A 23,440-nucleotide genomic window follows, 5' to 3' on the forward strand; every position below is an offset into this window, starting at 1 on the left:
TAGTTTCTCCTGCATTTCCAATGCGTGGAGAACGGAATAGACATTCGTTCGACAGCAGTCGAACCGCCTTGATCCTGATGATTCAGGGCTTGAGGTAAAGCAATTCACTGTCCGGCGGCGATGGCGGAGAGGCCACACCTGTACCCATGCCGAACACAGCAGTTAAGCTCTCCAGCGCCGATGGTAGTTGGACTGACGTCCCGCAAGAGTAGGACGCTGCCGGGCAGTACAGATTTACATATGGATGCGATGAGCCGCATTGAGACCCTTAGTGGTCTCTTTTTTTGTATAATAGGGCAAATGATAGTTATGGATCAGGAGGTTTTTTGATGAAATTAGAAGTGAAGGTCAATAGTATAGAAGAAACTGAACAGCTTGCCGGAAAATTGGCTGCTCTCGTTAACAGTGGTACAGTAATGCTGCTGGATGGGAATCTGGGCGCCGGTAAAACGACTTTTACGCAGTTCATGGGAAAAGCTCTCGGTGTTAAGCGGCTTATGAGTTCACCGACATTCAATATCATTAAATCCTATAATGGAAAATTTGTGATTCATCACATGGATTGTTACAGATTGGAAAACAGCGATGAAGACCTGGGTTTTGATGAATATTTCAATGATCAGGATATTTCTATCGTGGAATGGCCCGAATTTATCGAAGATTTTCTTCCTGAGGAATATCTTTCTGTAACCATTGAAAATAAATTTGATGATACGAGATTATTTACACTTGAATCTAATGGTGATAAATACGATTCTATAATGGAGGCACTTGAAAATGCTATCTCTTCTGATTGATACTTCAAACCGGCCGCTATCTGTTGCAATAAACCAGAATGGTGTAACTTTGGCTGAAATCAATACGACTGTTAAAAAAACACATTCCGCAACGATAATGGATTACATTGATAAGATTTTTAAAATGGCGGATATAAATAAGGGCGATATTGACAGAATCGTTGTAGCAAATGGTCCTGGATCTTATACAGGTGTAAGGATTGGTGTGACTGTAGCCAAAACTCTGGCCTATGCTCTGGATACTGAACTTTACAGTGTATCTTCTTTATTTGTCATTGCTGCTTCCAGTAATAAAGAAGGAATTGTCACACCTTTATTTGATGCAAGGAGAGGCAATGTATTTGGTGCGGTCTATAATATGAAGAAAAATGAATTCACGGAAGAAATTGTACCCGCTTATATCAGTCTGGAAGATTTAAAAGGAAAGCTGGCTGCCTATGATTCACCAGTCATTTTATTGGACGCACAGGAGAAATTCAGCAGCAGTGTGGAGGAGTATATCCATACAGTTCCGCGCATCGGCATAGTTGAACATTTCGAGGCAGCACTCGTGAAGGAAGAAGTTCATACTTTAGTGCCGGATTATTTAAGGGTATCGGAGGCTGAAAGAAATTGGATGGAACAAAACAAATCATAAGAAAAATGGAGATTGATGATTTGGAAGCCGTTCATGAGATTGAGTCAGCCTCGTTTCCAAATACATCATGGAATTTGGAATCTTTTTTAAGAGAATTGACAGTTAACCAGTTCGCTCATTATTTTGTAATGGAAAAAGATGAAGAGATTATCGGTTACTGCGGTCTCTGGATGGTTATCGACCAAAGCCAGATTACTACAATCGCCATATCCAGGAGTGCAAGGGGCAACGGCTACGGTAATGCACTTCTGAGACATGTGAAAGAGTATGCGGCTGCACAATCTGATATTCTTTCGCTGGAAGTGAGTATTGATAATGTTCCTGCCATGACGCTTTATGAAAAAGAAGGCTTTAAATATGGCGGGATACGAAAAGACTATTATGGTCCCGGAAAGGATGCACATGTAATGTGGGTGGAATTGAAATGACGCAGGATAAGATAATACTGAGTATAGAGACAAGTTGCGATGAAACAGCGTGCAGTATCATCAAAAATGGAAAGGAAATACTGTCGAACGTTGTAGTGAGCCAGATAGAGAGTCATAAACGTTTTGGCGGTGTTGTTCCTGAGGTTGCTTCAAGGCATCATGTAGAGACGATAACGCTTGTCATTGACCAGGCATTGTCCGAGGCGGGCATGACACCCCGGGAACTGTCTGCTGTAGCAGTGACAGAAGGGCCTGGGCTGATTGGCGCGCTGCTGGTCGGAATTAATGCCGCGAAGGCATTCAGTTTCGCACATGATCTTCCGCTTATACCGGTTCACCATATTGCCGGTCATATTTATGCCAATCAGCTGGAAGAGGAATTGGAGTTTCCACTGGTTGCTCTGATTGTTTCAGGAGGCCATACAGAACTGATCTATATGAAAGACCATCTTTCGTTTGAAGTTATCGGCGAAACAAGAGATGATGCTGTGGGAGAGGCATATGATAAAGTGGCGAGAGTGATTGGATTACCATACCCGGGCGGCCCGCATGTGGATCGTCTGAGTGCGGAAGGCGAAGATACATTTGCTTTTCCAAGACCTTATTTGGAGCCGGGGAGCTATGACTTCAGTTTCAGCGGCCTTAAATCTGCAGTCATCAATACAATTCATAACTATAAACAAAAAGGACAGGAAGTTAAACAAGAGGACGTTGCGCGCAGCTTTCAGGAAAGTGTAGTGGATGTCCTGACAAAGAAAACGATGGATGCAGTGCAGCAATATGAAGTGAATCATCTTCTTGTTGCCGGCGGTGTTGCTGCGAACAGAGGTCTGCGTCAGAGTTTTGAATCATCATGTGAAAAAAAAGGTCTCAAATTGAGCATACCCCAGCTTAAATTCTGTACTGATAATGCAGCGATGATCGGTGCGGCTGCATACCATCTGTATCAAAAAGAACATTTCGCCTCTTTGGATTTAAACGGCAGAAATTTCATCGACATTGAATCCTTTGCATATTAATACTGTTCCGGCATCTAAAAAGGTGCCGGAATTTTTTATACATCGAACACATATACAAATGACGAATTGTAAAGGCGCTCTTTACAATGTCAATACGGAACGTGTGTTTTATCCACATCTGTTGATAAGTTGGGGATAACTCGTGGATAAGGTTATTAACAGCTGTGGATATAAATGTGTATAAGTCGTATGAATATTGTTGATTATGTGGATAACTCTGTAAAAACCAGTGTTTAATGCATTTCTTGTGTGAATAATATTGTGTTTAAGTAAATTTTCTATTAAATTACTTATTCCACCGAACACTTGATTTTTTACAACAAAAAGAGGATGCATTTTCCATGCATCCACTATTCATCATCAATCATATCTTCGACTTCTTCCCATTTTATCATTAACTCTTCTAATTCACTGTTCTTTTGTTCCAGCTGCTTGTTATATTCGTCTGCCTTCTCATAATCCCCATATACATCAGGATTGAGCAGAGTTTCTTCGATTTCCCCAATTTCCTTTTCAACTTTTGTGATTTCATCTTCAATTTTGGAAATACTTCGTTTCAAACGCTGCATCTCATTTCGTTGCTGTTTTTGAGCTTGGTAATCCGTGTCGGAATCCTCTTTTTTCCCGGAGGCCTCAATTTTTATCTCCAGTGATTCCCGTTCTTCTTTTTTGTGGGTATAGTAACTGTAATCTCCATGATACAAATCAATTTTCCGATGATCCATCTCGATTACTTTTGTAGCAATCCTGTCGATGAAATACCGGTCATGGGAAACGAATATAATCGTGCCGGGATAATTCTGCAGTGCATTCTCCAGTACTTCTTTGCTGTCAATGTCCAGGTGGTTGGTCGGTTCATCGAGTATGAGCAGGTTGTTCTTTTCCAGCATCATTTTGGCGAGCTGTATACGGGCTTTTTCTCCACCGCTCAGATCATTGATAAGTTTTAAAACTTCATCCTGGGTGAATAAAAAGCGGCCGAGCACTGTCCTGACATCACTTTCATTCATGCCAGGGTACTCATGCCACAGCTCTTCGAGTATCGTTCTGCTGGATGTGAACTCAGCCTGCTTCTGGTCATAATACCCGATTGATACATTTGTTCCATAGATGATTTCTCCGCCGTGTTTCGGGAGGAGTCTGGCAATTGTTTTGACAAGTGTCGATTTACCGATGCCATTCGGACCAATTATTGCGATACGATCTCCTTTATCGACATTGAAATTGATGCCATCATTCAATGTATCTTCGTAGCCGATGCCGATATTTTTGATTTTGAGGACATCGTTGCCGCTTTCCCTCCTGATGTCGAAAGAGAAGTTTGCATTTCTTCTATCCTGCATCGGTGTCTGGAGGCGGTCTATGTGTTCCAGCTGTTTACGCCGGCTTTTGGCCATGCCGCTTGTAGAAGCTCTGGCAATATTTTTCTCGACAAAAGTTTCAAGTTTTTTGATTTCTTTCTGTTGCTGTTCATAGGCTTTCATTTGCAGACTGAAACGCTTTTCTTTCTCAGTGACATATTTTGTGTAATTGGTATGGTAGAGTGTCCCTCTGAACATTTCCACTTCAAAAATTCTGTCCACAGTCCTGTCCAGGAAGTAGCGGTCATGACTGATGATGACAACAGCACCGGGGAAGCTGTTGAGATATTGTTCCAGCCAGCCGACTGTGGTCATATCCAGATGGTTCGTCGGTTCATCAAGCAGCAGCAGATCAGGATTTGTAAGGAGCATCTGACCGAGTGCAAGACGCGTCTTCTGGCCACCTGAGAATTCATCAACATTCCGGTCCAAATCTGCTGCATCAAAATTAAGGCCGGTAATGACCGTTTTGATTTTCATATCGATATTATAGCCATCTGCATTTTCGAACCGGTTTTGCAGCTGTTCAAACTTTTTAAGCTGATCATCGTATTGTTCATGACTGTAGTCATGTTCAGAGAGCCAGTGCGTAATACTTTCGATATCCGACTTCAGTTTAAGAAGAGCCGAAAATGGACGCATCATTTCCTCGCGGACTGTCTGGGATGACTCCAGCGTCATCTGCTGTGTCAGATAGCCGATGGAGGTCCCTTTCGGCACAGAGACGGTACCTTCATCATAGGAAAGTTCTCCGGCCATTATTTTCATCAATGTCGTTTTCCCGGCACCATTTTTTCCGACAATACCGGTCGTTTCACCTGATTTGATTTCGAGGTTCACCTGATCAAAAATTAAATCAGTGGCATATGATTTTTTTATATTTCCGAGTTGCATTACTATCATTTTTAAATTCCCTCACTTTCTTTCAGTTTACAATAAAGCAGTCAAAAAAACGATGAAATAAAGCTGTTTTAGACTACACGTAAAAAATGGAGTTGTGATATAATATAGCGATAGAGCCTAAAAGAAGAGGTGTGGGACATTTGAACAATAAGAAGAAAATCCCAAACGCAACAATGAAACGTCTCCCTTTATATTACAGGTATTTTAAAGAAGCTGAAAAATCTGGTACTGACAGGGTATCATCAAGAGAAATTAGCGATGCTTTGGATATAGACTCTGCGACAATACGCAGGGACTTCTCATATTTCGGCGAACTTGGCAGAAAGGGTTACGGCTACAATGTAAAAAGCCTGCTGAAGTTCTTCATGGAACACATCCATGGGAATGAAACCAGGAACGTAGCAATCATCGGTGCCGGGAATCTTGGAAGCGCACTATTGAACTATAAATTCAGCAATATAAATGATAGAATGAATGTAGTAGCTGCGTTTGATAGAAATTCAAATATCGTTGGTACAAAGATCAATGATACTGAAGTATTCCATTCTGATGAATTGGAACGTCTCGTCCTGGAGCACAGCATAGATGTAGCGATACTTACTCTGCCTGCCGAGTCCGGACAGGAAATGGCTGAGAGACTTGTTGAAGCGGGAGTCAAAGGGATACTTAACTTTACTCCGATCAGATTGGACGTAAGTGATGGTATTTATGTGCATAACATAGATTTGAGTGTTGAATTGCAGGCATTATTCTTTTATATGAAAAATTTCTAGGAGGGATATCATGTTTGAATTATTACTGCCGGGTACATTGATGGTTGTTGGACCTACAAGCATGGTTGTTATCGCTGTTGTTGCCCTGATTATCTTCGGACCAAAAAAGCTGCCACAGTTTGGACGTGCAATGGGGTCCACACTGCGGGAGTTTAAAGATGCTACCAAAGGTCTTGCGACTGATGATGACGAGGAAGAAGAAAAAGAAAAGAATCAGAAGAAAATTGAATCAAAAGATGCATAGAGGTAACGAGGTGGCGGAAGCCACCTTTTTTTAAAGAGGTGAAAGAATAATATGAACGATGAGGAAAAAAGAGAAGTCACCGAGCATTTGGATGAACTGAGAAAAAGAATACTTATAGTGATGTACTTCTTTGTCGCTGCAATGATCGTTGGTTTTTTCCTGTCAAAACCATTGATTTATCAGATGCAGAATGCATCTTGGACCAGTTCGATACAGATGCATGCGTTTCAGGTGACTGATCCGCTTAAGATCTATCTGCTCGTCATTGTCATCATTGCATTTGTCATAGTGCTGCCGGTAATCCTGTACCAGTTATGGGCATTTGTCTCTCCGGGACTCCACAGCAATGAAAGAAAACTGACATTAGGCTACATACCCATTGTCATGGTATTGATGCTCATGGGGATGGCATTCGGTTACTTCATACTTGTGCCGTATATCATAGAATTCGCTTTTCAACTATCCGATGACATGGGAATCGCAACGACCATCGGCATCAACCAGTATTTTGGCTTCCTGTTCAGGACGGTAATACCGTTCGGATTTGTTTTTCAAATGCCTATCATGATTTTATTCCTGACACAGCTTGGCATCATTACACCGATGTTTTTGAAGAAAAACAGGAAGTATGCCTATTTCATACTGCTGGTGTTTGCAGCACTCATCGCACCGCCTGACCTCATGACGCATGTCATGTTGACAATTCCGATGATCATTCTTTATGAAATCAGTATTTATATCTCCAAAATAGGGTATAGGAGACATCTGAAAGCGGAGCAGAAGGCAATCGAGGAATCACTGGATTCCGACTAGGAGGTATTCTTAATGGAAGAGACTTCAAAAGCAGACACGCAAAGAAAATTGGATTCACTCTCCCATGCCGAAGTGGAAAAACTCATTGAGACGGTACAGGGCACCCCCTGGAGACAGAACTATCATATCCAGCCTGTCACAGGGATGCTTGCTGATCCGGCTGGATTTGCATATCATGATGGTGTCTATCATTTATTTTATGAATGGTCCCCGCTGGATAGCCGTGAAGGCGTCAAGTATTGGTATCATGTGGTGTCGCCGGATCTTGCCGTTTTCAACAATCAGGGTGTGAAGATTCGCCCCGATGCGATATATGACAGTCACGGAGCCCTTGCAGGCTCCGCTTTTGTAGATGAGACCGGAATTCATATCTTTTATACCGGCAGTCGCATGACGGATAACGGCCGGACGATTCACAGTCAGCTCCATGCAGTATTGAACGATCGTTTCAAAGTGAGAAAAGAGACTGTTCCGTTGCTCAAAGGTTCGCCTCAAGGTTTTACTGACAGTTTCAGAAATCCCAAAGTCTGGGAAGAGGATGGCGTCCTGTACATGATGATAGGTGCCCGGACAGATTCTGAATACGGCAGGGCAGTGATATATTCGACTGAATCATCCGATGAATTTAAGTTCCGGGGAGAAGTGCGTACAGAGTTGGAACAGTTTGGCTTCATGTGGGAAAATCCGGATTTCTTTACGATTGATGATAAAGATGTCCTTGCATTCTGTCCGAAAGGATTGGATAAATACCGTTACAGCTATTGGAACGCCTACCAGTCCGGTTATGTAGTGGGACGGCTGTACCGCGGGACACTCGTAATGGATCATGGGGAGTTTCATGAGTTTGATCATGGGTTTGATTTTTATGCGCCGCAGACCGTACGCGGGAAAAACGGCGAGAGAATATTGATTGCCTGTATGGGCATCGAGGAATCCGATTATCCGACAGACAAGTATAAATGGGCAAACTGTCTGACCATACCGAGAGTATTGACTTTGGAAAAAAATAAAATAAGACAGAACCCTGTACCCTCACTGGAAACGTTAAGGTATGACGAGATCACTGCAGAAGGCTACTTCAATCATTTCCCGAGAAAGATGAAGGACTTTTATGGAGACTGCTATGAGTTGATTGTTGATATCAATGAAAATAATGCTTCAGAAATCTATATCAATCTGCGGGTGAGCCGACAGGAAGAGACGACCCTCATCTATAATACGGAGAAAAGGCTATTTACATTGGATGTTGGATTCAGTGGAGAACTGCCTGACAATGTTGACGGTACGACCCGGAGTGTCGAATTGGATGAAGATTTGAAGCAACTCAGGATATACATGGATACTTCCAGTATTGAAATCTTCATCAATGAAGGAGAAGCGGTAATGTCTTCCAGAATATTTCCGGCGGAAAAATCAGTAGGAGTTGAGATGTCGACAGAGATTGGAGACTGTTATGTCTGCCTGACTCAATACAAACTGAAATCATTCGAAAATAAAAGAATCATTTATAATCCATAAAATTCGGAGTTTTTTCATTTGTTCATTTCAGACTGACTCTATATAATTATAAGGGATAGGGACATAGAGCAGAATTCAGGAGAGTTTCAATAAATTAACATGTTTAAATTTCAAATTTTATTAAACTTGATTAAAACTTCTGATATTATAAAATTACACATTAATTGTCCAGTGGGGGGATTGGAATGTTTTCAGTATTGAGCCAGATTAACAAGCGACTGGAGTATATGACACCGGTTGAAAGAAGAGTCGCACGTTTCATGTTGGATAATCCAACAAAGATCATTAATATGCCGGTAAAGGAAATAGCCAGGCACAGCGATACAAGTGATGCCGCAATCGTCAGGTTTTCTAAACGCGTCGGACTCGCCGGCATCAAAGAATTGAAAGTTGAACTCGCAAAAGAATTACATACGCTTGAAAAGGAAAATATCTCGAGGGTCATCGACCTGGAGATGGACAGCCATAAGGATATTTTTGACAAAGTATTAAAAAACACTGTGCAGGCACTTTATAATACTGAGAAAATCGTGGAGCGGGATAAGATGGCAGAAGCTGCCCGCATACTGGCCAATGCAGATAACACTTTTATTTTTGGAGTGGGGGACTCTGCCAATGTCGGGGATGAATTCGCCCAGAAGCTTCACAGGGTGAATGTAAATGCATTTTTTACCCAGAATAAATATCTTTGCATGACAAGACTTTCCAATGCGAAGGAAAATGATGTTTTATTCCTGATTACCTTATCCGGAAAGACCCCCGAAATAGTTGAAGTCGTAAAACTGGCTAAACGCCTCGGTGTAAAAACAGTGATACTCACTCAGAACCATGCATCCATTGCGAAAAGAAACTCGGATGTGGCGATTGAAATTACAGAAGAGGAAACAAACATTCAATATATGAATATGACCAGCCGTATTGCACAACTCGTCATCTGCGATGTATTATTCTTCTATGTCTGCCGTGAGCTCGGATCTTCAGCTTATGACACAATACTGAAAACATATGATATCACTCATTGACACGCACTGCCGGGACATTTTGTCCCGGTTTTTTAATTGTTGAAAGTAAATAATGCGTAATCAGAGTTTTAAGAATATTAGATATCTGTTTGAAACACTCCTGAAATATTATTCAGTAAATTATGGATTATATTAAGGTTGTGTAACATATCATAATTTTTGTAGATACAAGTCCTGCCATCTAATATAATTGGTTTAAATATTAATTGAACAAAAACTAAATCTAAATTATAAAAAACAAGAATGAGCAAAATGGTATGGAGGAATTATTTTGAAAGAGAGAATGGCAAAGTTAGGAATTGTAACCCTACTCACAGCCTCAACGACATTTTCTCCAGGATTAATGACAACTATAAGTGCTGATGAAACAGATGATATAGAAGAACAGAGTGCCCAAACTCAACAGGAATCCGAAGAGACTGAAAGTCAATTGAACGAACCGGCTGAATCAGAAAGCACTGAAGAGGCCACAGGGGAACAGAGTCAAGAAGCGAGTCCGGAGCTGGAAACAGACTTGACAGAGTCACAGCTGGAACCGGTTGAACCAGAAAAAAATGATGCAGAAGCGGCTAAAGAAGAAGCCATCAATGACAGACAAAATCATGATGATGAGGGTGAAGCTGAAGGAACTTCACCAGTAAATGATTTCCTGCCCGGCAATGAGACGGAAAATCAGGAAGAATCATCAGAAGAAAATGATGTAGAAGCTTCATCAGAGGAACAGACCTCAGAAGAATCCACTGAAGAGACGGCCGGGGAAGAATCAACAGAACAACCTGCTCTTGAAGGGCCTTCGTCAGAAGAGCAGCAGGAAGAACCATCTTTAGAAACGCCGACAGATGATATCTCGGAGGAAGAACCGAACGAAGAACAGACAGGTGAACCGGCAGTTGATGAACCGGAAAACGAAGAACCAAAGGAAGAAAATACCGGTGAAACCTCTGGGGAGGAATCAACGGAGCAGACGCCGACTGTTGAAAATCCGAAGGGTGAATCCTCATCCGAACCTTCGACAGAAGAGCTGTCCAAAGAGAATACGTCTGAACAGACAAAGGAAGAAACTGTGGAAATGCCACAGGAAGAATCTACTGAGGAAGCAGCCGGAAGTGCCGCTGATGACGGCAAAGAGGCATCAGTTGGAGAAAAACAGGGGAAAAGAGAAATCTATCGATATGATTATGATGTGCTGGAAGGCATCAACCTTACACCCGGTGGTTCTGAGGAACAGCTGAAACTATTGGATAAACGCGTCAATCGCCTGATGACTTCCAAAATCGTGGATGTTGAAGACATGAGTGAAGAAGAGATTATGGAAATTGAAGAAGAAGTCAAAAAGGAAGAGGGCATCACCCAGGAAAGCGATCGTGAAGAACTGCCGAACACCGGTGAAAACAATCAGTATACGTACATTTATGCGGCCGTATTATTGCTTGCGGGAATCCTCCTCTATTTTCTGACGAGAAAACCACGCAATGAATAATTGATAAATGAAAGAAGCCCTCATCTTGGAAGATGGGGGCTTCTCTATGCATTACAATGATTTGTCATCAATGGAGTTAAGATAATCTCTTACTTCTCCGACCACTGATTCCAGACAGCCGTCTTCGAACGGTGACCTCAGATTGGCTGCTTCCACAAGTGAATTGAACGGCAGTGTACCGCCAAGTCTGCATAAGTTGATATAGTCTTTCCATGCCTCTTCAAAATCTTCGTTCGCACGTTTCCAGAATTGGAGCGCGCATACCTGGGCAAGCGTATAATCAATGTAATAAAATGGTACGCTGAAGACATGGCCCTGCCTGTGCCAAAGGGCACCGCTTTCGAGGGGCTCTATCCCGTCATAATCCCGATGCGGTAAATATTTTTCTTCGAGCTTCTTCCACTCCTGCCGTCTTTCTTCCGGAGTGAATTCCGGGTTTTCATAGATGATGTGCTGGAATTCATCAATGGCTACACCATATGGCAGAAAGGTGATGTCTCCTGTCATATGAGAAAATTTGAATTTATCGGTATCTTCTTTGAAGAAGAGTTCCATCCAAGGATAGGTGAAGTACTCCATGCTCATGGAGTGGATTTCGGCGGATTCAAGAGTCGGGAATTGATATTCCGGCACATCATACCCTCTCGACATATAGCTTTGGAAGGCGTGTCCGGCTTCATGTGTCAATACCGTGACATCATCCAGAGTGCCGTTGAAGTTGGAAAAGATGAAAGGGGATGCGTAATCCGGAATGAATGTGCAGTATCCGCCGCCCTCTTTGCCTTTTTTGGCTTCAACGTCGAACAATTCCCTTTCACGCATAAATTTATAAAATTCATCCGTTTCCGGAGAAAGTTCTTTATACATCCTTTCGCCGTTCTTAAGAATCTCCTCCGCATCCCCCTTAGGTGATGCATTACCAGTGAGAAAGTCGAAATTCTCATCATATGATTTCAAAGAATCAAGGCCTATTCTCCTGCTTTGTCTTTCTTTGAGTTCCGTTACGAGAGGGACGATGAATTCAGCAACCTGTTTTCTGAAATTATCGACCATTCCTCTGTCGTAGTCTATTCTGTCCATCCGGATATAACCTAGTTCGACAAAGTCTTTATACCCCAGATCCCTGGCAATTTTGTCCCTTGTTTTGACCAGGTCGTCATATATCTGATCGATCTTTTCCAGATGTTCACCCATGAATCCCTGCACAGTTTCAGATGCTCCGCGCCTCATTGTACGGTCAGTATGCTGGGAGTAGGGGCCGAACTGGGAAAGGTTGAGTTTCTTTCCGTCAAATTCAATCTCTGCAGAAGCCAGGAGTTTCGAGTATTCGGAGTCCAGTTTGTTTTCTTTCTGAAGCAATTCTTTCACTTTCGGATCGAAAGACTTCAATGAATTTGATGCGAGCTCAAACAGCTGTCTGCCATATTTTTCTTCAAGTGCATCTCTGTATTTACTCTCGGTGATGGCTTTGTAGTATTTGTTGCTGATTTCCTGTATTGTAGGGCCGTATTCATCAAAGAAGTTACGTTCACCGTCATAGAATTCATCATTTGTGTCAATGGATGATCGGATGTAGGCCAAATTTTCCATTGTTGACATGGTATTGAAGTAATCATTCAGCTGATCGATGAGCTCCCCCTGCACATCGGCTGAACTTGCCAGATTGAATTCCACCAGCAGCGCATTGACTTCGGTTTCGATTTTTCCGAGGTCCGGACGTTCATACTTATAATCTTTAAAAGTTGTGACCATTAATGTTTCCCCCTAAGTTTTGGTTACAAGATTATATTACCATATTTAAATGAAATGTATCGGAATCATCATTATGTTCAAACTTTTCTTATTTAGGGTAATTGACAAAATAGATACTTTCTAAAAGAGGTGAGCATATGGTCGAAATAGATGAAGAACTGGAAAACAGAATCGGTGAAGTCACACGCAAAACGAAGGAAATGGGCATCCCTGTCATGATACTTATAGAAGGTGCGCCAGCCTCGGGGAAATCGAGGCTCTCAAATGCGCTGTATATGGCATTGGATGCCAAGTATACCGATTTTGTTGCAACACGGCCGCCAAGAGAGTTGGATCTGCGGTATCCTTTCCTGCAAAGGTACTGGCAGCATCTCCCTAAAGATGGAGACATAAACATCCATTTCCGCAGCTGGTATTCCCAGTATATTGAATATAAGGTGCGGGGCATCAGAGAAAATATCAAGGTGGATTATGAGGAAATCAAAGACGATATGGAAAATTTTGAAGATACTCTTATGAATAACGGCTATGAAATCATCAAATTCTATGTCCATGCTGACGAAGATATCAAGCAGGCACATATCGATAAGCTTCAGGGCAATCCGGTTCTTAAATGGAAGGCGGAGGAATTTCAAGGGCGGCTGGAAAATTTCGATTATGAAGGTGAGATGGAACAATTTTTAAAAGGTTCTTCCAAATGTCCGTGGACTAAAATTGATTTTGAAGAAAAAGAAGAAGCGGTGAACAGTTTATTTGAAACGGTCATCGATCGTCTGGAAAAAAGAATTGAATCTGGAAGAAATACTGAAGATGCCGAGGCAGATGGATATTTTTCAGAAAACTACGAAGCGCAGCTTTTTAAATTTGATTTCGAAAAAGAGAAAATCAAAAAGAAAGAATACAAAAAGATACTGCCCGGCCTACAGGAACGGATGCGGGAAATCCAATTCCAATTATATGAAGAGAAAATCCCTCTAGTTCTCGTTTATGAAGGAATGGATGCAGCTGGCAAGGGCGGTAATATTGAAAGAACAAGACAGCTGCTTGACCCGACAGGGTATACAGTGAATGCCACCGGTGCACCGACAGATATGGAACGTGCCCATCATTATTTATGGCGGTTCGCAACAGAGGTGCCGAGAAGCGGTCATATCGGCTTCTTCGACAGAAGCTGGTATGGCAGAGTGCTTGTGGAAAGAATCGAAGGATTTGCAGAGAACAAGGAATGGAAACGGTCATACAGAGAGATAAAAGATTTTGAAAAATCCTTATATGATTCCGGTGCAATCATTGTAAAATTCTTTCTGTCACTGGATAAGGACGAACAGCTGGAAAGGTTCCAGGACAGGCAGAATGATGAAGATAAAGCATGGAAGCTGACAGACGAGGACTGGCGGAACCGCGAAAAATGGGATCTTTATATCGAAGCCAGTGAAGACATGATCCGGGAGACAAGCACCGAGCGTGCACCCTGGTATATCATCCCGGGAAATGACAAGCGCTATGCAAGAATTACTGCCCTCAGAAAAATCATCGAAGCCTGTGAAGCACGACTTAACGATAAATAGAAGGTATCGGTGTTTGCCGGAATCTCTTTCTTTGTGCATCGAAAACGGAGGAGAACCAGGCCCAGCGATATTTACTGAGCCTTTCTGACAGATGAAAACGGGAAGGCATCACGGACAATTATAAAGCTGGATTCAGCAGTGAGCACTATATGTCATCATCGGACAGAATTAATATAGGGAATCAAAAAAACGGATCTGACGAAGATCCGTTTTTGTATTAAAGCAATAGATGAATGATGACGCCCAGACCATTTTGTATCTCTTCAAGCTGTTCTATATAGTCTTTGGCTAAAACTTGTATCAGGACAACAACACCATTCATGATGATATGGACGAGAATCGGTACAATCAGCCGTCCACTGATGACGTAGAGGAAACTGAACGTATATGCCATTGCCAAATAGATGATGATATGCGTGAAATCCCAGTGGGCCACGGCAAAAACCAGACCGCTCAGGAACCCGGCAACAAGGAAACCGATGATTTTTGAACCGGGGATTTTTTCATATATCTCTGCAAAAATTGCGCGTCTGAACACATATTCCTCGAGGATTGGTCCCAGCAGTGCCACGACCAGTATCATGATGGGTGCAGATTCAATCATTTCTATGATTCCTGAAGTATTCTCGCTTTCAAGAGGGTTGCCAAGGACATAAACATTTATAAGGCCGGCTAAAACCTGGGAGCCGTAAGCGAGAAATACACCACCGACAATCCATGCGATTGTAACGGGGATATCGGCCTGTCTGCCACGTTCAATCCTGTTTTTGTTCTTATGGATATGACCGATGGCGATCACTACAATCACACCTATGGCAAAAGCGATTGCCTGGTAGGGCAGGATCTGGTCAAGCATCTCTGTTTCGGTAATGCCGGGATTTGTAAAGGCCAGTATGAATGATATGGGTAATACGGCCAGTTGGACCACGATGAATACGATGATAATTAATGCACTGTATAGCTGTCTCACAATAGGACCTCCAATTTTCAATAGCTTTATTTTACATGAAATTATTGTTAGGTTAAAGCAAAGAGAAAATCCTTGCATTTTTGACCAACTTTGATTATTATTTAAATTGTTGGCACTTAGTATAAACGAGTGCTAAAAACCATTTGATTTTAACTTTATTTAAGGAGGGCTTTCACGTGTTGAAACCATTAGGCAATAGGGTAGTTATCGATTTGACTCAAAAGGAAGAAACAACAAAGAGCGGCATCATCCTCACTGAATCAGCAAAAGAGAAACCACAGGAAGGTACTGTTACAGCTGTAGGTTCTGGAAAAGTACTGGAAAATGGAACTCGGGTGGACCTTGAAGTTAAAAAAGGCGATCGTGTAGTATATTCCAAATTCGCCGGAACAGAAGTTAAACATGAAGATAAAGATTATTTGATTCTGGCAGATACAGACATCCTGGCAGTCATCGAGTAGTCATTGATTATAAAAATAACAACTGAAATTACATCAAATTAAGATTTGATTTTCTTTAGGAGGAATTTTACACATGGCAAAAGAAATAAAATTCTCAGAAGATGCTCGTAAGTCAATGCTCGACGGTGTCGACAAGCTTGCGAATGCTGTAAAAGTAACACTTGGACCAAAAGGACGTAACGTCGTTCTGGACAAATCATTTACTGCACCGCTTATCACAAACGACGGTGTGACAATTGCAAAAGAAATCGAACTTGAAGACCCATATGAAAACATGGGTGCGAAACTGGTTGCTGAAGTAGCGAACCAGACTAACGAAATTGCCGGTGACGGTACGACTACAGCAACGGTTCTTGCACAGTCCATGATCCAGGAAGGGCTTAAGAACGTGACGAGCGGCGCGAATCCTGTAGGTATCAGGTCAGGTATCGGCAAAGCGGTTGAAGTGGCAGTGGAAGAACTGCAGAACATTTCCCGTCCGGTACAGGATAAAGAATCGATTGCACAGGTCGGTGCAATTTCTTCTGATGATCCTGAAATCGGAGACTACATTTCCGAAGCAATGGAAAAAGTGGGCAAAGACGGCGTTATCACAATTGAGGAATCCCGCGGATTCAAAACTGAACTTGAAGTCGTGGAAGGTATGCAATTCGACCGTGGATACACTTCACCTTACATGGTGACAGACTCCGAAAAAATGGTTGCAGATCTCGACAACCCTTATATCCTTGTTACAGACAAGAAAATCTCAAATTTCCAGGATATCCTCCCGCTTCTCGAGCAGGTGGTTCAGCAGTCCCGTCCGATTCTCATCATCGCTGATGATGTAGAGGGTGATGCGATGGCAAATATCGTATTGAATAAACTCCGCGGTACGTTTACGGCAATTGCTGTAAAAGCACCGGGCTTCGGCGACCGCCGCAAAGCGATGCTTGAAGATATCGCAGTACTTACAGGCGGACAGGTAGTAACAGAAGATCTTGGACTCGACCTTAAAGACACGACAATCGATATGCTGGGTACAGCTTCCAAAGTCAACGTTTCCAAAGACGACACTACGATCGTCGAAGGTGCCGGCGAAAAAGATAATATCGATGCACGCGTCGGACAGATCAGAGCACAACTCGAAGAAACGACATCCAGTTTCGATAAAGAAAAACTCCAGGAGCGTCTGGCTAAACTTTCAGGCGGTGTAGCAGTGATCAAAGTCGGTGCTGCGACTGAAACTGAAATGAAAGAACGTAAACTCCGTATCGAAGATGCACTTAACTCCACACGTGCAGCTGTAGAGGAAGGCATCGTTTCAGGCGGCGGAACAGCGCTTGTTTCCGTGCATAAGAAAGTATCCGAAATCGAAGCGGAAGGCGACGTTAAAACAGGTGTGAACATCGTTCTTAAAGCACTTGAAGCACCGATGCGTCAGATTGTTGAAAATGCAGGCCTCGAAAGTTCAGTTATCGTTGAAAAACTGAAAGGCCAGGAAGTTGGCATTGGATACAACGCAGCAACAGACGAATGGGTAAACATGATCGATGCAGGTATTGTGGATCCTACAAAAGTGACACGCTCCGCTCTGCAGCATGCAGGATCTGTTGCAGCAATGTTCCTCACAACAGAAGCGGTAGTTGCTGACATTCCTGAAGAAAACGGCGGTGGCGCCCCTGATATGGGCGGCATGGGCGGCGGAATGCCGGGCATGATGTAAGTTGTTCTCAAACCCTTTGCTACACAAGGATTTGAAACCCAATAATTGAATAATGACTGGATTTCATGTCGAATTCTAAATTAAAATCTAGAGCCTCTGATGATTAGTAAGTTCATCAGGGGCTTTTTATATAAGACGGTTTGTCAATTTAAGTGCAACAGTTCTTCCTGAAACGCTTCGTATGTCGTTTTCCATCCCAGGCATTTCCTGGGTCTCTGATTGATCAGCGACAGCGCCTGACGGACGGATTCGCCTGAAACCAACGCGAGATCTGTGCGCTTTGGAAAGAATTCCTGCAGGAGTCCATTGGCTTTTTCATTACTGCCCCGTTGCCACAAGGCATAGGGATCAGCGAAATAGACTGAAATCCCCAATGTTTGTTCCAGTGTTTTGTAACACGCGAATTCTTTGCCCCGATCGACGGTTGCCGTCCGGAAGGCACACGCAGGCAACTGACGATGCAGTGTGCTTACCGCCTGTGCCATGGCGCCGACGGAACGGTCTCTCATTTTCAACGCGACATACCACCGGGTTTTCCGTTCGACAAAAGTGGCCAGGCAGCCCTTACTTTTGCCCCGGCTGGAAACAACCGTGTCGAGTTCCCAATGGACGAACGTGTGCCGTTTTCTGATCGATTTCGGCCGCTTGCGAATGGAAGTGCCGATATTGAACCGGCCCCGTGTCTCTTTGGGTTTCTGCCGCTTGCCTTTGTGACGCAGGCGCTGGGTGTCTGTTTCAGACAACAGCCCTTGGTAGAGCCACCGGTAGATGGTTTTGAAGCTCAGTTTCCCTTGAAAGCATCGCCAATTCCGGTATCCATTTGCCAATCCGACCGCAGTGTGTTCTGCGTTCCTGATAGATGGATTCTGCTTTCTCAGCGCTATATTGGCGCCCGGCGGCATTGCGTCTGATTTCGCGGGAGACGGTGGATACATGCCGTTCGATGCGCCGGGCAATGCCCCGCATGGACACCCCGGCAGACCGCAGCGTTTCTATACGAGCCCGTTCGAATGGGGTAAGATGTTGATCGCTCATGACAGTCCCTCCGTGTCGGTGTTAGGTGTGGTTATCTACATTCTATACGAAACTGTCATGGGTGTTTTTTATACCATTTTTTTCAGGTGTTGCACTTAATATTACAATTCGTCTTATGAAAATAGTTATCGAAATTATCGAACTTTGGAACTGAATTTTTTAAATATAGTTTTTACCCCTTATGAGTGCTAAACCAAGGGTGATAAAGTCAGTGGAAAGTCGTTTTGGATGGAAAACGAGATTAATGATCTTTTCGACTTAATCGAGGTAGCTATATAATATTCGAAAAAAGGAGTTCAACAAGTTTATTTAATTCATTTAAACGTAAAATTATTTACGTAAAAATAACAAAAATAAAATTACTATTCATATATCTCAAAGACTTCAACCTTTGTTTTTAAGTTTTATTCAATTTATTTGCGCAAATTTTACGAAAAATAATTTGACACCGCTTTCATATAGTGTTAAATTCTAATCACGGCCAATATATTTTTTTATTTACGTAAAAAGGAGGCGGAAAAAATGAATGTTGGTTATATGACTAATGCCTTCGGTCCTTTAGTGGGGTCAGGCGGCGGAGTAACTAGTATCAAAGACGTGCGTTATGAAACTTTGTGCAGGGATGAAGAAGTTTTTCAGAAAATCCAGAGACAAGGGTTCAACGGAGTGGAAATGTTCGATGGCAACCTGGATCAATTCGCAAGTCAGCCTAAAGAGCTGAAAGAACAACTTCAGGGGATGGGGCTTTCACTTTATGGAGTGTATGCTGGAGCAAATTTTATTTATGAAGATGCATGGCGGGACGAACTGTGGCGCCTCCAGCGTACAGCCAGCATTGCTGCTGAAGCAGGAGCGAAACATCTCGTGCTAGGGGGCGGTGCGGTTCGAGCTTCAGGTGAAGATCAAAAAGACATATCACGATTGGCAGCATCATTAGCTGAGGCAGAATCTATAGTGTCCCAAGAAGGATTAATTGCAAGTTATCATCCGCACTTAGGTTCAATGATTGAATCACCGGAACAAATCGATCAACTTTTTTCTTGGTCATCTATATCATTTTGTCCCGATCTTGCACATATAGCTGCAGGCGGCGGCGACCCATTAGAGATTGTAAAAAAGTACAAAGACCGAATTCCCTATATCCATTTGAAAGACTGGGACGGTGAAGGGTTTGTCCCGTTAGGGCAGGGGCGTTTAGATCTGCACGGTATCATTGACTTTCTTGAGGAACAATCGTATACAGGTGATTGGCTGGTAGAGATCGACGGTTATGATGGTGATCCGGTAGAAGCATGTAAAGTATCCTATGAATTTCTAAAAAACACTGCATTAAATAAAAATGCTAAATAGTAGATAAAGGAGAGATTTTGTTATGAAAAGTATAAAAATTGGTCTTATTGGCGCTGGGTTTATGGGGAAAGCACATGTAGTAGGTTATTCCAACGTACCGAAGCTGTTCTGGCCAGCGCCAGCTGTGCCAGAGCTGAAAACCGTATGTGACATAGATGAGGAAACAGCAAAGGATGCCAAAGATCGTTTTGGTTTCAAGGAATGGACGACTGACTGGCATGACATCATTAATGACCCGGAAATTGATGCGGTAAGTATCTGTACCCCGAATGATTCACACGCGAAGATTTCTATAGCTGCTTTAGAAGCAGGAAAGCACGTACTTTGTGAGAAGCCTATCTCAAACAATCCTGAAGACGCAAAAGCTATGGCAGATGCAGCGGCGCAAGTATCATCCGATGGTATTATCGCAATGTGTGCTTATCAATACCGCCGTGTACCGGCAGTTGTTCAAGCTAAAAAAATGATCGAAGATGGTTCTATTGGCGACATTCTCAATATTCGTACAACCTATTTGCAAAGTTGGAGCGCAGATCCAGATTCACCTTTGTCCTGGAGATTTCAGAAAAAATATGCAGGAGCAGGGGCATTAGGAGATATTGGGACTCACGTTATAGATATAGCACAGTACTTAGCCGGAGATATTGAAGAGGTAGTATCAAACGTTAGAACATTCATTAAGGAAAGACCTGTACAAGAGGGGGGAGCAGACCTGCTTGGCACTGTGAAAGTAGATCCTGACGCAGTAAAAGAACCGGTGGATGTAGATGATGAGGCATCGTTTCTTGTCAATTTTAAAAATGGAGCTGTTGGAAGTATAGAGGCTACTCGGAATGCTTGGGGGCGAAATAATTATATTACTGTAGAAGTGCATGGCACGAAGGGTTCGATCCTATTCAATTACGAGCGCTTAAATGAACTCCAGGTAAGTTTCTCAGAGGACCCAGAGGACCGTCGAGGATTTAAGACGATTTATACAGGCCCTGCTCACTCTTATGGGGAAGTGACATGGAATATTCCGGGTATGAATATCGGATATGGTGAATTAAAAACAATTGAAAGCTACGATTTTTTGAAAGCGATTGCTGACAAAAAACAGCCTTCTACTTCATTTAATGAGGCATATAAGGTGGATCAAGTGTGTGAAGCTGTATTAGCTTCCGCGAACTCGCGCAGATGGGAGAAGGTAAAATGATTTCTCCTCTAACTCAAAGTATTTCTCTTTGGATTATAAGGGAGGAAGGAATATGAGATTAAAGTTCGTTGCAGGGTTGTTTGTATTATTCACACTTTTAATGGCTGGGTGTAATGCACAAAAAGGCAGCAGTGACAAGGTGATCTCAGAAGATATAGAAATGGATGTTGCTACAGAACCGATCACGATTAACCCTGATATCCCGGAATCAAAAATATATAGCGAAGGACCTCACGGGGACGAGGGAGTATCTGCTCATACTCTTGAACTGACTGTGGAGGAAGCGAAAGAGATCAGTGAGGGAGACTATACAGCAGCTATAGCAATGCATTATGCAGGAAATGACTGGTCCCGAGCACAGATTGATGGGTTGAAGGAAACTTTCGCAAAAATGGGAATTGAGGTCATCGCGGTGACAGATGGACAATTTAGCGTAGAAAAACAGGCCTCTGATATTGAAACGCTGCTTGCAAGAGATCCGGACGTTCTCATCAGTGTTCCGGTAGACCCAGTGTCAACGGCCAGTGCATACCGAAAGGCAGAAGAGGCTGGTGTTGAACTTGTATTTATGGACAATGTACCTAAAGGATTTTCTCCTGGAGAAGATTATGTAAGCGTTGTCTCTGCGGATAACTATGGAAATGGTGTCATTGCTGCTCATAGCATGGCAGAGGAGCTTGGAGAAGAAGGAGAAATAGGGGTCATTTATCATGATGCTGACTATTTTGTAACGGCACAGCGGGTAGAGGCTTTTGAAAAGACAATCAACGAAGAATATCCTGACATTAAAATTGTCGAACGTGAAGGGATAGGGGAGCCAGAAGATGGAGAACGAGTGGCCAACGCCATGTTAACTCGGAATGCTGATTTGGATGGGTTATTTGTAGTATGGGACGTACCTGCAGAAGGAGCCTTGGCGGCTGCGCGTTCGGCAGTATTGAAAGACCTGGTTATTACTACAATCGACCTAGGTTCAGGGGTAGCGCTTGATATGGCACGTGATCAAAATATTAAAGGTATCGGTGCGCAGCTCCCTTATGACCAGGGAGTGGCAGAAGCTATTCTTGCCGGATACGCTCTGTTAGATAAGGAAGCACCTCCTTATGTTGCGGTTCCACCTCTAGAAGTAACGCGGAATAACCTGCTTGAATCATGGGAGCTAGTGTATAACGAGGAAGTGCCACCAGAGATTCGAGGAGAAATGGAAAAAAAGTGAGGGGGTTTTGATCATGAAAAAGCTAAAGGTAGGAATGATTGGAGGCGGGTTTATGGCGAAGGCGCATTCACTCGCTATGACAGCAGCACCTATGTTTTTTGATGATGGTATCATTCTGGAAAAATACAAAATAGCAGATGTGTCAATGGAATCGGCAAAGGCAGCTGCTCGCAAACTGGGGTTTGCTTCTTATACGGATAGCTGGCAAGAGATTATAGAAGATAAAGAGATAGATATTGTTGATATTGTCACCCCAAACCATCTGCACGAGGAAATGGCCATAGCAGCGGCCGAAGCCGGAAAGCATATCATTTGTGAAAAGCCACTTGGTAGAAATTCTGAAGAAACAAGGCGAATGTTGAGTGCTGTAGAGAAAGCTGGAGTGAAGCACCAGGTAGCGTTTAATTACCGGAAAACGCCAGCTGTTGCACTAGCTAAAAAATATATTGAAGATGGAGAAATTGGCCGTATTCTCTCTTTTCGAGGCACATACTTGCAGGATTGGTCCGCCAATCCTGACTCTCCACTTTCCTGGCGTTTCCAGGAATCATCGGCCGGATCTGGTGCGCTAGGTGATATTGGGACCCACGTTATTGATTTAGCGCATTATTTAGTAGCCGATATCGAACAGGTCATGGCGATGACAAAAACATGGGCAAAAGAGCGTCCCATACAAGATGTAGGTGCAGACTCTCTTGGAAACATTAAAAGTGATAGTTGTAAAAAAGGACCAGTCGATGTAGATGATCAGATGATCACACTGCTCCGGTTTGAAAATGGTGCAATTGGAAATTTGGAGGCTACAAGAAACGCCTGGGGTCGTCACAATTATTTGACGTTTGAAATTCACGGGGAAAAAGGCTCTCTTTATTTTAACTATGAAAGGAGAGACGAGCTGCAGGTTTGTTTTTCGGAAGATCCTGATGACCGTCGCGGTTATAAAACAATTTATACAGGAGCAGCCCATCCCTACGGAGATGGACTGTGGCCAATTCCAGGATTGGGTATCGGCTATAGTGAAGTGAAAATGGTGGAGATGCACGATTTTTTACATTCTCTCCAGCAGGATACATCCTGTCAGCCAAGTTTCTTAGAAGGACATAGAATCAGTGAAGTAAGCGATGCTATTCTTCGTTCTGCAGCTAACAATCAATGGGAAACTACCAAGTCTTTAACTATGAAATAAAAACTTT

Annotated in this window: 20 protein-coding genes, 1 rRNA gene and 1 pseudogene; 18 read left to right on the forward strand and 4 right to left on the reverse strand. The window is 42.9% G+C overall.

The features are described 5' to 3' along the window. Positions 1 to 110 precede the first annotated feature (110 nt). The 5 genes from rrf (at position 111) to tsaD (ending at position 2,881) form a co-directional block, all read left to right on the forward strand. Positions 111 to 225 (forward strand): 5S ribosomal RNA (gene rrf / locus BM271_RS10585). A 104-nt stretch (positions 226 to 329) separates the two neighbouring features. Next, positions 330 to 797: a tRNA (adenosine(37)-N6)-threonylcarbamoyltransferase complex ATPase subunit type 1 TsaE gene (gene tsaE / locus BM271_RS10590; RefSeq protein ID WP_046790936.1), complete on the forward strand. Its 468-nt coding sequence runs from the start codon at positions 330 to 332 to the stop codon at positions 795 to 797. After that, positions 778 to 1,434, forward strand: a complete 657-nt coding sequence (gene tsaB / locus BM271_RS10595; RefSeq protein ID WP_046790935.1) for a tRNA (adenosine(37)-N6)-threonylcarbamoyltransferase complex dimerization subunit type 1 TsaB — start codon at positions 778 to 780, stop codon at positions 1,432 to 1,434. Before tsaE ends, tsaB begins: the two co-directional genes overlap by 20 nt. Before the next feature lie 5 nt (positions 1,435 to 1,439). Continuing rightward, positions 1,440 to 1,862 carry a ribosomal protein S18-alanine N-acetyltransferase gene (gene rimI / locus BM271_RS10600; protein ID WP_046791566.1) on the forward strand — a complete coding sequence of 141 codons (423 nt, stop codon included), beginning with the start codon at positions 1,440 to 1,442 and terminating at the stop codon, positions 1,860 to 1,862. Further along, positions 1,859 to 2,881: a tRNA (adenosine(37)-N6)-threonylcarbamoyltransferase complex transferase subunit TsaD gene (tsaD, locus tag BM271_RS10605; protein WP_046790934.1), complete on the forward strand. Its 1,023-nt coding sequence runs from the start codon at positions 1,859 to 1,861 to the stop codon at positions 2,879 to 2,881. Before rimI ends, tsaD begins: the two co-directional genes overlap by 4 nt. A 350-nt stretch (positions 2,882 to 3,231) precedes the next feature. On the opposite strand, the gene BM271_RS10610 is transcribed toward tsaD, so the two are convergent. Further along, on the reverse strand, positions 3,232 to 5,145 hold the full coding sequence (locus tag BM271_RS10610; RefSeq protein WP_046790933.1) for an ABC transporter ATP-binding protein: 1,914 nt from the start codon (positions 5,143 to 5,145) through the stop codon (positions 3,232 to 3,234). Positions 5,146 to 5,285: 140 nt separating this feature from the next. On the opposite strand from BM271_RS10610, the gene BM271_RS10615 reads away from it, so the two are divergent. The 6 genes from BM271_RS10615 (at position 5,286) to BM271_RS10640 (ending at position 10,995) form a co-directional block, all read left to right on the forward strand. Then, positions 5,286 to 5,918, forward strand: a complete 633-nt coding sequence (locus BM271_RS10615) for a redox-sensing transcriptional repressor Rex (RefSeq protein WP_074924571.1) — start codon at positions 5,286 to 5,288, stop codon at positions 5,916 to 5,918. A 10-nt stretch (positions 5,919 to 5,928) separates the two neighbouring features. Next, the gene (locus tag BM271_RS10620; RefSeq protein WP_046790932.1) at positions 5,929 to 6,162 is read left to right on the forward strand and encodes a twin-arginine translocase TatA/TatE family subunit; all 234 of its coding nucleotides are present in this window, start codon (positions 5,929 to 5,931) and stop codon (positions 6,160 to 6,162) included. A 51-nt stretch (positions 6,163 to 6,213) separates the two neighbouring features. Beyond that, complete coding sequence (tatC, locus tag BM271_RS10625; protein ID WP_046790931.1) at positions 6,214 to 6,975, forward strand: twin-arginine translocase subunit TatC; 762 nt, start codon at positions 6,214 to 6,216, stop codon at positions 6,973 to 6,975. A gap of 12 nt (positions 6,976 to 6,987) precedes the next feature. Further along, the gene (locus BM271_RS10630) at positions 6,988 to 8,493 is read left to right on the forward strand and encodes a glycoside hydrolase family 32 protein (RefSeq protein WP_046790930.1); all 1,506 of its coding nucleotides are present in this window, start codon (positions 6,988 to 6,990) and stop codon (positions 8,491 to 8,493) included. A 185-nt stretch (positions 8,494 to 8,678) separates the two neighbouring features. Then, the gene (locus BM271_RS10635; protein WP_046790929.1) at positions 8,679 to 9,515 is read left to right on the forward strand and encodes a MurR/RpiR family transcriptional regulator; all 837 of its coding nucleotides are present in this window, start codon (positions 8,679 to 8,681) and stop codon (positions 9,513 to 9,515) included. A gap of 343 nt (positions 9,516 to 9,858) precedes the next feature. After that, positions 9,859 to 10,995: an LPXTG cell wall anchor domain-containing protein gene (locus tag BM271_RS10640; protein ID WP_158462238.1), complete on the forward strand. Its 1,137-nt coding sequence runs from the start codon at positions 9,859 to 9,861 to the stop codon at positions 10,993 to 10,995. Between the two features lie 51 nt (positions 10,996 to 11,046). Here the strand turns inward: BM271_RS10640 and BM271_RS10645 are convergent, their stop codons facing one another. Then, a complete protein-coding gene (locus tag BM271_RS10645) occupies positions 11,047 to 12,747 on the reverse strand; it encodes a M3 family oligoendopeptidase (protein WP_046790927.1) in 1,701 nt (566 codons plus the stop codon). Between the two features lie 137 nt (positions 12,748 to 12,884). Between BM271_RS10645 and BM271_RS10650 the strand changes: the two genes are divergently transcribed. Then, a complete protein-coding gene (locus tag BM271_RS10650) occupies positions 12,885 to 14,315 on the forward strand; it encodes a phosphate--AMP phosphotransferase (RefSeq protein ID WP_046790926.1) in 1,431 nt (476 codons plus the stop codon). A 217-nt stretch (positions 14,316 to 14,532) separates the two neighbouring features. Here BM271_RS10650 and BM271_RS10655 read toward each other — a convergent pair whose 3' ends face one another. After that, complete coding sequence (locus tag BM271_RS10655; protein ID WP_046790925.1) at positions 14,533 to 15,285, reverse strand: CPBP family intramembrane glutamic endopeptidase; 753 nt, start codon at positions 15,283 to 15,285, stop codon at positions 14,533 to 14,535. 176 nt (positions 15,286 to 15,461) lie between these two features. Between BM271_RS10655 and groES the strand changes: the two genes are divergently transcribed. Beyond that, positions 15,462 to 15,746, forward strand: coding sequence for a co-chaperone GroES (gene groES, locus BM271_RS10660; RefSeq protein WP_046790924.1), 285 nt, complete (start codon positions 15,462 to 15,464; stop codon positions 15,744 to 15,746). Positions 15,747 to 15,819: 73 nt separating this feature from the next. Then, positions 15,820 to 17,451 (forward strand): chaperonin GroEL, encoded by a 1,632-nt coding sequence (gene groL / locus BM271_RS10665; protein ID WP_046790923.1) that lies wholly within the window; start codon positions 15,820 to 15,822, stop codon positions 17,449 to 17,451. Between the two features lie 143 nt (positions 17,452 to 17,594). On the opposite strand, the pseudogene BM271_RS10670 reads toward groL, so the two are convergent. Continuing rightward, positions 17,595 to 18,486 (reverse strand): annotated as a pseudogene (locus BM271_RS10670) (IS30 family transposase). A gap of 522 nt (positions 18,487 to 19,008) precedes the next feature. On the opposite strand from BM271_RS10670, the gene BM271_RS10675 reads away from it, so the two are divergent. The 4 genes from BM271_RS10675 to BM271_RS10690 are packed head-to-tail and all read left to right on the forward strand — an operon-like array spanning position 19,009 to position 23,433. Then, positions 19,009 to 19,836 carry a sugar phosphate isomerase/epimerase family protein gene (locus BM271_RS10675; protein ID WP_046790922.1) on the forward strand — a complete coding sequence of 276 codons (828 nt, stop codon included), beginning with the start codon at positions 19,009 to 19,011 and terminating at the stop codon, positions 19,834 to 19,836. A gap of 22 nt (positions 19,837 to 19,858) precedes the next feature. Further along, entirely contained in the window at positions 19,859 to 21,031 is a 1,173-nt protein-coding gene (locus tag BM271_RS10680) for a Gfo/Idh/MocA family protein (protein WP_046790921.1), read from the forward strand. A gap of 52 nt (positions 21,032 to 21,083) precedes the next feature. Continuing rightward, entirely contained in the window at positions 21,084 to 22,247 is a 1,164-nt protein-coding gene (locus BM271_RS10685; RefSeq protein ID WP_046790920.1) for a substrate-binding domain-containing protein, read from the forward strand. Between the two features lie 13 nt (positions 22,248 to 22,260). Next, positions 22,261 to 23,433: a Gfo/Idh/MocA family protein gene (locus BM271_RS10690; protein ID WP_046790919.1), complete on the forward strand. Its 1,173-nt coding sequence runs from the start codon at positions 22,261 to 22,263 to the stop codon at positions 23,431 to 23,433. The last annotated feature ends 7 nt before the right edge of the window (positions 23,434 to 23,440 follow it).

It is taken from the genome of Salinicoccus halodurans, from assembly GCF_900114445.1.
GTDB lineage: Bacteria > Bacillota > Bacilli > Staphylococcales > Salinicoccaceae > Salinicoccus > Salinicoccus halodurans.